13 protein-coding genes, 1 tRNA gene and 1 pseudogene are annotated in these 12704 nt (G+C 34.7%); 12 read left to right on the top strand and 3 right to left on the bottom strand.

Annotation, left to right across the window (positions count from 1 at the left end; translation table 11 throughout):
- The first annotated feature begins 111 nt into the window (after positions 1-111).
- The 6 genes from ASG31_RS12360 to ASG31_RS12335 all read left to right on the top strand — a co-directional run bounded on the left by ASG31_RS12360 (position 112) and on the right by ASG31_RS12335 (position 4617).
- Positions 112-699, top strand: coding sequence for an HAD-IB family hydrolase (locus ASG31_RS12360; protein WP_056032919.1), 588 nt, complete (start codon positions 112-114; stop codon positions 697-699).
- A 24-nt stretch (positions 700-723) separates the two neighbouring features.
- Entirely contained in the window at positions 724-1179 is a 456-nt protein-coding gene (locus ASG31_RS12355) for a hypothetical protein (protein WP_056032916.1), read from the top strand.
- A complete protein-coding gene (locus tag ASG31_RS12350) occupies positions 1179-2357 on the top strand; it encodes a cysteine desulfurase family protein (protein WP_056032913.1) in 1179 nt (392 codons plus the stop codon). Before ASG31_RS12355 ends, ASG31_RS12350 begins: the two co-directional genes overlap by 1 nt.
- Before the next feature lie 71 nt (positions 2358-2428).
- Positions 2429-2746, top strand: coding sequence for a thioredoxin (gene trxA, locus ASG31_RS12345; RefSeq protein WP_056032910.1), 318 nt, complete (start codon positions 2429-2431; stop codon positions 2744-2746).
- A gap of 203 nt (positions 2747-2949) precedes the next feature.
- Positions 2950-3023: transfer RNA gene (locus ASG31_RS12340), tRNA-Asp, on the top strand.
- Between the two features lie 796 nt (positions 3024-3819).
- Positions 3820-4617: a hypothetical protein gene (locus ASG31_RS12335; RefSeq protein ID WP_131725551.1), complete on the top strand. Its 798-nt coding sequence runs from the start codon at positions 3820-3822 to the stop codon at positions 4615-4617.
- A gap of 53 nt (positions 4618-4670) precedes the next feature.
- On the opposite strand, the pseudogene ASG31_RS12330 reads toward ASG31_RS12335, so the two are convergent.
- The 3 genes and pseudogenes from ASG31_RS12330 to ASG31_RS12325 all read right to left on the bottom strand — a co-directional run.
- Positions 4671-5096: pseudogene (locus ASG31_RS12330) on the bottom strand (Crp/Fnr family transcriptional regulator); the annotation flags it as partial.
- Positions 5097-5111: 15 nt separating this feature from the next.
- The gene (locus ASG31_RS19090) at positions 5112-5246 is read right to left on the bottom strand and encodes a hypothetical protein (protein ID WP_262483849.1); all 135 of its coding nucleotides are present in this window, start codon (positions 5244-5246) and stop codon (positions 5112-5114) included.
- 139 nt (positions 5247-5385) lie between these two features.
- Positions 5386-5958: a Crp/Fnr family transcriptional regulator gene (locus ASG31_RS12325; protein ID WP_056032899.1), complete on the bottom strand. Its 573-nt coding sequence runs from the start codon at positions 5956-5958 to the stop codon at positions 5386-5388.
- Between the two features lie 277 nt (positions 5959-6235).
- Between ASG31_RS12325 and ASG31_RS12320 the strand changes: the two genes are divergently transcribed.
- From ASG31_RS12320 to ASG31_RS12290, 6 genes are all read left to right on the top strand, one after another.
- Positions 6236-7195, top strand: coding sequence for a T9SS-dependent choice-of-anchor J family protein (locus tag ASG31_RS12320; RefSeq protein WP_056032898.1), 960 nt, complete (start codon positions 6236-6238; stop codon positions 7193-7195).
- Between the two features lie 56 nt (positions 7196-7251).
- On the top strand, positions 7252-9870 hold the full coding sequence (locus ASG31_RS12315; RefSeq protein WP_056032893.1) for a hypothetical protein: 2619 nt from the start codon (positions 7252-7254) through the stop codon (positions 9868-9870).
- A 127-nt stretch (positions 9871-9997) separates the two neighbouring features.
- A complete protein-coding gene (locus ASG31_RS12310; RefSeq protein WP_056032890.1) occupies positions 9998-10615 on the top strand; it encodes a hypothetical protein in 618 nt (205 codons plus the stop codon).
- 552 nt (positions 10616-11167) lie between these two features.
- Entirely contained in the window at positions 11168-11512 is a 345-nt protein-coding gene (locus ASG31_RS12300) for a hypothetical protein (protein ID WP_056032885.1), read from the top strand.
- Positions 11499-11879, top strand: a complete 381-nt coding sequence (locus ASG31_RS12295; RefSeq protein WP_056032883.1) for a hypothetical protein — start codon at positions 11499-11501, stop codon at positions 11877-11879. Before ASG31_RS12300 ends, ASG31_RS12295 begins: the two co-directional genes overlap by 14 nt.
- Before the next feature lie 111 nt (positions 11880-11990).
- Positions 11991-12569 carry a helix-turn-helix transcriptional regulator gene (locus tag ASG31_RS12290; RefSeq protein ID WP_131725550.1) on the top strand — a complete coding sequence of 193 codons (579 nt, stop codon included), beginning with the start codon at positions 11991-11993 and terminating at the stop codon, positions 12567-12569.
- The last annotated feature ends 135 nt before the right edge of the window (positions 12570-12704 follow it).

Below are 12704 nucleotides of genomic sequence, written 5' to 3'. Positions count from 1 at the left end.
TTTGTCAAAGCTTTACAACACAATAATTTTGCTTTGACAAAGTTTTAATAGAATAAATTTTTACACCCAACACCCATCATCCAACATCCAATCCCAACACCTTTCATCCCCATGAAAAAACTGTACTGCTTCGATTTTGACGGAACGCTTACTTATAAAGATACGATGTTTATGTATCTTAAATTTTATAATTCTTCAAAATTCAGAATACAGTTTCTAAAACATATTCCGCTTTTCATCTTGCTTAAACTGAAGCTCGCAGACACCGAAAAAGTGAAAAAAAGTTTCATAGGATCAATCTTAAAAGATCAGCCTGAAACTAAAATCAGAAAAAAAGCCCAGCAGTTTTTTGAAACTCATTATCCGAAGATCATACGCGATAATGCATTGGATTTTATTGAAAATATAGATCATAAAAGCACAGAAAGTTTTCTGGTTACAGCGTCGCTTGATATCTGGACAGAACCCTTTGCTGATGCCTTCAAAATGAAATTAGTTTCTACTAAAGCAGAGTTTAAAAACGGAATTTTTACGGGTAATTTTATAGGTAAAAACTGCAACGGGAAAGAAAAACTGGAGCGCATTAAAAAAGAAATATCAGACAGGAAATTTGATAAAATCATAGCTTTTGGTGATACTTCCGGAGACCGCCCGATGTTGAACTGGGCAAATGAAGGTCATTACCAATTTTTTCATTAATTTTGAGTCATCAAAACCGAATCAATGAACAAGTTGCTTTTTTTGTGTCTGGCTTTCATTTTAAGCTGTAAAACAAATGTTTCAGATAAACCTTCTCAGGATTTAAAACCTAATATTTTAATAACCTCTTCGCAGGGCGGTGCAGAATCTGAAGGTTTTGTTATCCTTAAAGACCAACAGCAATTGTTGGCCGAAGTAGCAAAAAGAAATACTGTCGAAGACGGCGACAAGCCGGGCTATCCTGCAATTTCAGATGAAAACAAAATCATTATTTACGATTTGGGAAGTTTCAGTTCCGGTGATCACAGAATTACTGAAATTAAAAAAGCCTCTGTTGAAAATAATGTTTTGATCCTTGAAGTTCCAGAATACAAATCCGGAGGAATGGAAATCATGATGATCTCAAATCCATGGATGCTTGTTTCTGTGCCTACAGATAAACCTTTTACCTCAGTTAAACTTACATATTCCAAATTATAATGAATAAAATATATTTAGATAACGCTGCTACCACACCCCTTACAGAAGAAGTGATTGATGCAATGGTGAGCACGATGAAAATCAATTTCGGAAATCCTTCCTCTACACACAGTTTCGGGCAGGAAGCTAAAATTTTGATTGAAAATGTGAGAAGACAGGTTGCAGATTATCTTCATGTAAGCCCTGCTGAGATTATTTTTACATCTTGCGGTACAGAATCCAACAATATGATTGTGAAGTCGGCTGTTTCACATTTGGGAGTGGAAAGAATCATCAGTTCGCCAATGGAACACAAATGTGTTTCTGAAAGTATTCTGGATATGAAATCCAGAAAAGGAGTGGAAGTGAATTACATCCGCCCAAACGAAAAAGGTGATATTGATTTGGAAAAACTGGAAGAACTTTTAAAATCTTCAGATAAAAAAACTTTGGTAAGTTTAATGCATGCCAATAATGAGATCGGAAACCTGATTGACATCAAAAAGGTGTCTGAACTTTGCAAAGAAAATAATGCGCTTTTCCATTCAGATACGGTTCAGACGATGGCTCACATGCCTCTGGATTTTGAAGATATTAAAGTTGATTTTGCTTCATGCAGTGCACACAAATTTCATGGTCCTAAAGGTGTTGGTTTTGCTTTCATCAGAAAATCAAGCGGTTTAAAAGGAATTATCACAGGAGGTCCTCAGGAAAGAAGTTTGAGAGCCGGTACAGAAAATGTAGCAGGCATCGTTGGTTTGGGTAAAGCTCTGGAAATTTCATTAAATAAAATGGAGGAGTTTTCCAATCACATGCAGATGATTAAAGATTACACCAAAGAAAAGCTTACCCTGGCAATACCGGGGATTAAATTTAACGGAAGAAGTGCTGAGAAAGAAGGGAGTCTGTACACCGTTTTAAGCGCTTTACTTCCTTATAAAAATCCATTAATAGGTCTGCAGCTGGACATGAAAGGAATTGCTGTATCACAGGGAAGTGCGTGTTCTTCGGGTGCGTCTAAACCCTCTATGGTAATGATGATGGTACTTTCAGAAGATGAAATGGACAATTGTACGCCACTGCGTATTTCATTCAGCCACATGACGACCATAAAAGATATTGATGCACTTGCAGAAGCGCTTGCAGAGATTTCTGCAGACTTTTTGGTTATAGAAAAAACAAATGTTGAGCATAGATAGGCTTTTCAGATAAAAGCGGTAATTTTGATCTGCGAAATAAAAGAAATATATTAATTTAAATAAAGAAAAAAATGGCTTTAGAAATTACAGACAGTTCGTTCCAGGAGACAGTACTTAAATCAGATAAACCGGTATTGGTAGACTTTTGGGCAGTTTGGTGCGGACCGTGCAGAACATTGGGACCAATTGTAGAAGAAGTTGCTGCCGATTTTGAAGGTAAAGCAATTGTTGGAAAAGTGGATGTAGATAACAATCAGGATATTTCCATGCAGTATGGTATTAGAAATATTCCTACCATTCTTATTTTCAAGAATGGTGAGGTAGTGGATAAATTGGTTGGTGTAGCGCCAAAAGAAGTGATTGCAGAGAAATTGAGTGCACACTTATAAAAATAATAGACTTGAAAATGAATGCTTTCCATCACGGGAAGCATTTTTTCTGCTAAATGTTTGCAGGTTTGCTGAAATTTTGTATTTTTGCAACCACAATAACGAAAGGCATTCGCCATAGTTATGGCAAAAGATCCGGTAGTTCAGCTGGTTAGAATGCCGCCCTGTCACGGCGGAGGTCATTTTACCTTTAAAAGAAAATTGATCCGGTAGTTCAGCTGGTTAGAATGCCGCCCTGTCACGGCGGAGGTCGCGGGTTCGAGTCCCGTCCGGATCGCAACTACAATATCAAAGTAGTACAAAAAGCTTTAAAACGTATGTTTTAAAGCTTTTTTTGTTTTATGTCTGTTCAAAGAGAAGTAAAAAAGCACAATCTGAAAGTGACCTATACAGTGACCTGTTGAAATAGGTTTAAAAAGGTCACTGAAAATTCAGACAAACCCTGTTCAGAAGCTAGTTCAGCAACTGAACATCTTGTGTTAAGTTTTTACTAATGTTAATTTTAAATCTCAAAATTCACTAATGTAATTTCTTTTAAAGTTCGTAAAGTATAGCAAAGTTCGCCATCCCAATGGGCAATAATTGCAAAATTGGATTATTGTAAGAAATCTTTTTCTGCAACTGCATATCCTTGCTGTATGAAAATTTTACTGAAAATAATTTTAATAATGGCTATGGTTAATGTTATGCTCCACCATTATTTCCTCCAAAAATTGAGCTGCTTGTTCATTAAATAAAACATTTCTTTTTTTATCAGAAAAAACTACATCAAATTCATAATCGCCCATAAAAAGTAGATGCATTCTTTCAGATTATTGAATAATCCAAGTAATAATGCATAAACGTGACTTACGCATATTAAAAGCTTGGTCACTATATCGCTTAAAATTATGAAAGTAAAAATTAATTTTTAAAAACTTAATACATTGATTTGCAATAATTTAAAAAAATAGTAACAAATCGTATGTTCGAAAGTATCTAATCGTTAGCTGATTAATAATACTCTTAACTGTGCAGCATTGTAATTTTGTCCGTAAAATAGGTCGAACTTCTTAGTAGTTCAAAAAAAAATTATGAATACTTTACAATTGAAAATTATGAAAACAACTTTAACTATTTTATCTCTGTCTTTAAGTACTATTGCTGTAGGTCAGGTAGGAATTAATACACAAAATCCGCAAGGTATTTTTAATATTGACGGTGCTAAAAATAATGCTGCAACTGGTATTCCAACTGGTGCACAGACTTTGGATGATTTCAGTGTGCTTTCTGACGGCAAAGTTGGTATAGGTACAATTTCGCCATCTGCAAAATTAGAAATCAACAGTGGTGTTTTTGGCACATCAGGATTAAAATTTTCCCAAATTAATAGTACAACTTCTCCAACAGCAGGAGTTGCAAACTTGGGAATAGATGCTTCAGGAAATGTTACTGTTGCATCCGCATCTCCAGGCGCAGGTGCAACAACTGTTGGTGGATCCTCTACTGCCACCTCAAGCTTTGGTGTGAATGGTGCAACTTATACCTCTGTTCCTTCCAGTTCTTATACATTTACCATTCCTTCAGGTGGAAAAGCTCTTTTTTTAAGTTATATGCTGGGTGTTGATATAATTGGTGCACCTTTAGGAGGATACCAATTTTACCGATGCGAATTGTTTTTGGATGGCGCAGCAACCGGTCTGTTTTTAGGAGTACAGGAACCAGGATCAGGAGATAATCAGTTACAATTTACAGTGAGTGGTGTGTTGAATGTAACAGCAGGAAGTCATACAATCTCAGCAAGAATCATTAGAATAAAAAGTAATTTGAATGGAACGAATCAAAATTTTGAAACCATAACCAGTAATTTCAGCGCTGCCTATATTAATTAATTTTGAAAAATTACAGATCGTAAAAAATTCGCTCTCGATAAGAGGGCGAATTTTTACATTTTTGCTCTTATTCTGCTCAGACTATTGGGATGAACTCCCAGAAAAGATGCCAAATGCTTCACCGAAATATCCAAAATGAGATGTTTATAGGCTTTGAACATTTTTGTGTATCGGGATTCTGCAGTTAAGCAAAGCAAATCCATATTATGGCTAAGTATTTCTAAAAATCTATTTTCAATGATGATTCTTCCAAGATATTCAATACTTCTGTTTTTTTTGTACAAATCATTTAAATCATTTTTATGAATTCTAACACTTTCGGTATCTGTTATCGAGTGTAATCCTAATGTAGAAGGTTGGTTCTTCAGAAATGAAAAATAGCTGGAAAGAAAACTGTTTTCAAAGAAGAACAAAGTCGTAAATTCTTTTTCCTGATGCCTCGTATAAATTCTTACCACACCCGAGTTCAGGAAATAAAGATAATCTTCCGTTTCTCATATCTGTAGGTAATGTTCGTCTTTTTTGAACCTGACAACCTCAAATTTAGAAATAAATTCTTCCCATTCGTCATCAGAGATTTCTGCAATATTCTTACAGTAAGTTTCTAATTTTTTAAATGCATCCATCATTTTCACATACTTTAAAACTGATGATGAAGATAAACAATCTATTTTGTTTTTTCTTATTTACTCCGTTTTAATCTATTTTAGTAGAAAATGTTACTTTTTCTTTGGAGCTTTAATTAAAAAAAAAAATCCATCAGTTTTTTTATTTTCTTGCCCTTATTCTGCTCAAACTGTTTTGGTGTACTCCCAGAAACGAAGCCAGATATTTTACAGGAATTTGCAGAATTAAATGACTATATGCTTTAAACATATTGATGTATCGCTCTTCAGCGGTCATACATAATAAATCAGTGTATTGGTTCAGATAAGTCATAAATATTTCTTGAACAACCAATCTTCCCAAGCGCTCAATACTTTGGTATTGATCAAAAAGATCATTCAAATCTTTTTTGTGAATTCTTAAACTTTCGGTATCGGTAATCGCCTGATAACCTAACCTTGAAGGTTGATGTTTTACATAAGACTGAAAACTGCAAAAAAAACCTCCTTCAAAAAAAAAGTGGGTACAAACATTCTTTCCTTTATGAATATTATAAGATTTTACAATGCCCGAATTAAGAAAATACAGATAATTCTCTATTTCGTCAATTTTTGTAAAGTGTTGATTTTTTTTGAAATGAACGACCTCAAATTTTGAAAGAAGAAGCTTCAATTCATCATCAGAAATTGCTACTAGTTTTTTGCAATACAATTCTATTTTTTCAAATACACTCATTTGGAATTAACACTTTATAATAACGATAAATACGAAAGTAGCATTTCTATATTAATTATAGTTAATCATCCAATTCTATCGAGCTAAAAAAGCATATTTTCTAACAAATGTTAGATTACGCACCTAAAAACGTTTTTCTAACCGAAGTTAGTTTACACGTTAACAAGTGGTTATGATGATGAATGTAAAGAATAAACCTATAAATTAGCACCCTCTAAAACACAGATATTGATTTTTTTTCAGACAAACCTATTTTAAAAATTAAACTATAATTTCTATGAAAAAACTTCTATTCTTTTGTGGTCTCTCTTTATTTAATCAAAATCCTGCACAAACGGTTTTATTAAATGAAGATTTTGAGAGTTACCCCAATTTTAGCATAACCAATTTCGGACAATGGGGACTTTTGGATTTGGACCAGCTGAATACCACTACTACCATTGGTGGGGATCCAGCTCCACCTGTAAATTGGGTAGCAACTTGGCCTAATGCAGGACAAAAAATGGCGTACCAAATTTTCAATTTTTCTCAATCTAATGCGACCAACGATTTTACGGGAGCATCAGGAGATATTCGGAATTTTAACCCCAGAAGCGGACAAAAATACGCGGCTTGTTGGGCGGGACAAATGGTGCAGTCTTTCCAGGGAAATAATGATTGGCTTATTACTCCTGCGGTAACATTAGGATCTTCGGGAAACCTGATTTCGATGTATTTGAAAACACTTTCCAGTTCTTACGGCGATGAAAGATTTCAGATTGGAGTGTATGTTGGTTCCGGAAACCCTACGACAAACGCTGATTTTACCATCATCAATACGCTTCCTTATCAGTTGGTTTCGCAAAACTTAAATATTGATAATAACTGGAGAAACTTCATTTATAATTTGAATGCATACTCTGGACAAACCATTCGTATTGGCATACACTGCATTACGCAGGAAGCTTCTGCTTTATTAGTAGATGATGTGAAAATTACCACTACCGGAACTTTGGGCGTTTCTGAAAATTTTTCTGAAAATGAAATAACGCTTTACCCCAATCCTGTAAATGATGTTTTTGCCATAAAGACCGACAAAAAAATAAAGGAAATTCAGATCTACACTGTTGAATGTAAGTTTTTGAAATCAGCGAAAACGGAAACAATAGACATTAGTAATTTTCCTTCAGGGAATTATATCGTAAAAATTCTATTTCAAAACGGACCGCCAATGATAAAAAAGATGATGAAAAAATAAACACAAAATAAATAATGAAAAAAAATAAACACAACAAAAAAAAAAAAGATTAAAAAATGATGAAGAAATTTTTTTTATTCCTGCTTGTACTATCACTTATTGTTTTTGGTATAAGAGTTAACGCACAGTGTGCAACAGCAGGAAGCGTAACGACAACTATCACCACCACTGCAAATACGTGTGCAGGAAATGGGACGATAACGGCAACATTCAGCAGTGCTATCAACACAACGATTCAATTGCTGAAAGGAGGTACCATAGTGCAGTCTGTAATTGCTCCTACAAGTCCGCACACTTTTACAAATTTACAGCCGGGAACGGATTATCAGGTAAAAATTGTTTGTTCTATAGATAACAGTATTGTATATTCTAATAATAACCCTATTACTGTTGCCGACAGTTATATTCCGATTAGCAATGCAGATATTTCAATTTCTAATGTTTGTACAAACTTTACACAAGGTGGTACGTTTACGGTAAATAATGTAACAGGAGGAACTCCGAATTATATGTATTTAATTGTTAAATCACTTGATCCGGCATTTCCCGACCAACCCTTAAATTATGTAACCAGCAATGTGTTGAATGTGACTGAGTTTGGAACCTATCAGATACGCGTTAGAGATGCCTGTGGAAATTATAAAACCTTTACGAAAGAGCTCAATGCATCTTTAGCACCTGTTAAGTTTTATTTCAATGTTAACAAATCTTGCGGTACCAACATTGCCACTATCGGGCACGCTTGGAGTGTAGATGCAAATACTGATCAAGGTATTGATTTACAAAATCACATCAATGCAGGTGGCTTAATGTTAGAAATTTACGAACAGGCCTCAAATGGAAGTTGTGCTCCACAAGGTGCGGCTTTATATACAGGAACTTATACAGGAAGTAGTTTTACGATGCCTCTTGCACCATCAAAAAAATATTATGTAAAAACAACAAGTCCTTGTGGTCTTATCGCAACCTATTGTTGGGATACCGCTTTTTTGGAAGTAGTAGATTTTAGCACCTCTACTTCAATTTCAGGATGCGGTACAAGTGAAACAATGGTAATCAATGGAGATGCTATATCAGCTTGGACATATCCTGTAAATGTAGTTGTAAAAAATTCTTCAGGAACACAAGTATATACAACAACACTTACCGCTGCCGGAACTGGGTGGTCTTCTTCTGTTTTACCACTTGATACTTATACCGTTACTTATTCAGATACTTGTTCTCCTGTAACTACCCTTACGAAAACGGTTGAAGATCCTGCCAATGCAGGAACACCAACTTTAAGTTTACAATATGTTGGTTATATATGTGACAATGGAAATCAAATCGCAACACACACAGTTACAGGAACTGCTCAAGTAATTGTTCGGATATTGGGTTATTTTTCAGATTATGCTAATGCAACGCTAACAATTCTGAGTGGACCAAGCAATGTAGGTGTTGCAGGTTATTCACCCAATGGAGAATATTGGGCTTGGTCTAATATGTTGCCTGGAGATTACACAGTTGCTGTAACAAGTTGTGGTGTTACTAATATTTATCCTTTTACGGTTGACAGCAGCAGTCTTTTACAACAAAGCGTAACTTCTACAGGAACATCATATTGTTCAGGAGGTGGCACTATTTCTTCTACTAAAATTTATAACGGAGGTTATCCAAGTACGGTAGAGCTTTATAATGCATCAAATTTATCAACACCTATTGCTACTGATGTAAATGGTTATTTTGCAAATATCCCTGCAGGAACTTATGTAACTAAGCTTAAAGTTACTTCTTGGTGTAATCAAAGTTATTATATAGATGGTAATACGGTGTTATTAACAGACAGTAATACAGGTCCATCAATTACTGCAAGTACAGGTGTTATTTGTGAAGATTCGGCAGGAGTTCCTTTAGCAACAGGTTCTGCTTATCTCGATATTGCCGGTGTTTCCCCTTACGAAATACAATACAGAGTGGCAGGATCTACCGGTGCTTATGCCATAATCAATACTTCCAGTTCAAGTTTGCAGATTGATAATTTAACAGCAAATACTACCTATGAAATAATTTTAAAAGATGCGTGCGGTGGGAGTTTCCCAAGTACAATTCAGATAAAAACAATGGGTAATTTAGCAGCCAGTAATACTGCGCAATCTTGTCCGGGATCACCGTACACCTTAATAATGCCTTATTATGCAGGTGCAGTTTACCAATGGCTGGATTCTTCAGGAAATGTGCTTTCAAATACCCGTACTTATACATTTCCTAATTATGCAGCAGCGAATGATGGAACGTATACCTGCAAGATAACCTGGAGTACCTGTGTAACAAGATTTGTAAACCTTACATTAAACAGTACCGTTTGTGGTGCTCCAATTGGGGGCGCTTGTTACAAACCAGCCACAACCGGAACAGGAGCAATCCCAACCAAACACGGAATTACTTCACTTGGAAGAGCAGGAGCCGATAACGGAAACTGGCCAATGGTAAGAACCGGTGCCTGGACTGCTTTAGAATCCAAAACCAAAGGATTTGTAATGAACAGAGTAGTCAATCCTTCTACGGATATTGCAAACCCTGCAAAAGGAATGATGGTATATGATACCACCGTAAATTGTCTGAAAATAAATACAGACGGAACCGCTTCCGGCTGGAAATGTTTCAGCACACAAACTTGTCCTACTGTAAATTAAATGATAACTCAACTTTGTCAAAGTTTAGAACTTTGACAAAGTTTTTTTAAAAAATTCAAAAAAATTAAATCTGAGGATTGGTTTCTCTAATCTTACATTTCTATAATTCAATAAAATAAATATTACGATGAAAAAAAATATATTCACCATCACTTTACTCACTTTTGCTGTTTTTTCTTCGGCACAAGTTGCAATAGGAAAACCAAGCGTAACCAACACTTCCGTTTCTCTGGAATTTGGAAATACCGGAAGCGCAGCAGATAGATCAGACGCTACCAAACAAAAAGGCATCATTTTGCCATGGGTTTCTACCTTAGCAGCACAACCAACTTCAGAGTACACCGCTATGACGGCAACAGAAAACGGGACGATGATTTTTGATCTTTCCGATTATAAAATAAAATATAAAGTTCCTGCTTCTGTAGTTGCTTCCGGTTGGTTTGATCTTACCGTAAAAAATAAAACAGAAACCATCACAGGAATTGCCAATAATCAAGTAGATTCATCACTCCAAGACACCAAAACAGAACTCACCAACGCCAAAGCGGCAATAGGAACAACAGCAGCAACCGATAATACAGAAGGAATTTTGGTTCTCACCGACACCAACAAAGCAATGGTTTTGCCTTTAGTAGACAAATACAGCAGCGTAATTGCACCAAGTGCAGGAATGATGGTTTACGATTTGTCCAACGATATGCTTTGTCTGTACAATGGGACGGTTTGGAGTTTCTGGAAACCGTAGAAATTATAATTGCTCCTGTTTATTTAAACTTTTCAATCGAGAATTAGAATTTATGAAAAGCAATATGGCGTTAATTGGAAAAAATAAAAAAGAAATTATTACCATTTTAGGCGACGAATTTAATGCTGATTTTTGTAAAACATGGAGTTACAAAATTAAAACTTCTTGGTTTAAATCAGTTTACCTGTACTTGGAATTTGATGAAAATGATTTTGTAGCAAAAGCGTATAGAAAGACGAAATATTTTTTTTAGCATTAATAATTTTATTTCGGTAGCAATAAGGTGTAAAATTTTATTTTAATTGGTAGATCATTGTAATATTAGTCCTAATTTCCGAAATTTTGGGGTGAAGTACATTATCTGCAATAACAACAATCCGTTTTCGAAAGAGACCGGATTTATCTTTTTTGGTCATATACAAATCTTAATCCTTCTGAAAACAAATAAAATGGTATTTTTGCCAATATTTTAATTTAAAATACTGCTTATATGAAATATTCCTTTACCATATTGCTTTTTTTTGCTGTATTTTCATTAAATCACAACGTCAGATGACGATAAAGCAAATTGACAGCGCAAATTTGAGTGTCAAAAAAGTACTTAACGATAATGACGGCAAGAATTATACGGCTCTCTGTACTGAAATTTTCTATCAATCAAAGGCAATCAACTACAAAAAAGGGCAAATTGAGGCTTTGTTAAAATTAGAAGTTTTTCGCATCAATGCACGCAAGGAATACAACAAAATAATTTCCAGTACAGATGAAGTGGAGGAGCTGGCTTTATCAATAGATGATTATTACAGTGTATGTATGGCAAGATTACACCGAGGATATGCATTCTTGCATTTTAGGACTACTGGAAGAATCAAAAAAAACAGTTTTGGATGTTTTTAACTTTGTATATAAAGTGAAAGATAAAGATCAGCAACGTAACATCAAAGTAAATTCTTATAATATTCTTGGAAGTATTTCTGATGAATTAGATGACATTGCAAGCTGTATTTATTATAATAGAAAAATGTTTTCTGAAGCGAAACTGATGGATAATAAAGATTCCCATAAAATCTACGGAATGCAGAATGCAAGACGAAATCTTACAAGAGCCTATATTCTGAACCAGCAGTTTAAAGAAGCAGAATATTACCTAAAAATTCAGGAAAAGTACATCACAAAAGACACCACCAATTCGATTTGGCGACCTATCATAACAGCAAGGCACAGTTTGAATTTGCAAATAAACAAAACAACAAATTCTATTTAGACAGTGCTATCGTACACTTCAAGAAAGCAGAAGTGTACGCAAAGGAGACAGGTAATGATTTACTGCTAAAGTTTATCTACAATGATTTGGCAGAGGCTTATGCAAAAAAAAATGATGTTAAAAATCAATTGGAATTTCTCAAAAAAAAATAATCTCACTGATAGTCTGGATGTTGAAAAAAAACTGAATGTGAAAAAAGCAAATGATCAGAATCTGATTAAAAAAAGCAATATCGACAGTAAAACAAATAACAGTTTTTATTATTGGATTGGTGGATTATTTGTAGTTTTTAGCATATCACTTGTGTTGTTTTTGTTAAAGCGTAAATCCGCTACAAAAAAATATCCTTTAACAGAGAATAAAGTTGTGGAGGTTTCGAATCCCAGTGACGATGACGCATTATCTATCAACGAACTTTTTCAATTGGCAATGAAAGACGATCATTCTTTTTACTATCAGTTTATAAAGACATTCAAAGATTTCGACAAAACGCTCCTGAAGATCAATCCTACAATAAAAATCTCTGATGTAGAATTTTGTGCTTTCGTAAAACTTAACATGCATACTAAACAGATTGCTACGATAAAGAAAATGACCGTTGGTGCTGTAGAAGCAAAAAAGCACAGAATTAGAAAAAAACTCAATATTAATTCAGACGAAAATATGTACATCTGGATGTCTAGGCTTTAGACTATCAAATAACTATTCACCAATAAACAGGTACACCTTCTATAAACAGTTTCTAACCTCTTTTTTAACTTCTTTAAGAAAACAAATAGAATACGAGTGTAAGCAATCGTGTTTAAAGCTCGTGTCTTATATTGA

The organism is Chryseobacterium sp. Leaf404 (assembly GCF_001424145.1).
Lineage (GTDB): Bacteria > Bacteroidota > Bacteroidia > Flavobacteriales > Weeksellaceae > Chryseobacterium.
The sequence above is the reverse complement of the archived record's forward strand: the minus strand, read 5'-3'. Positions and strand labels throughout refer to the sequence as shown.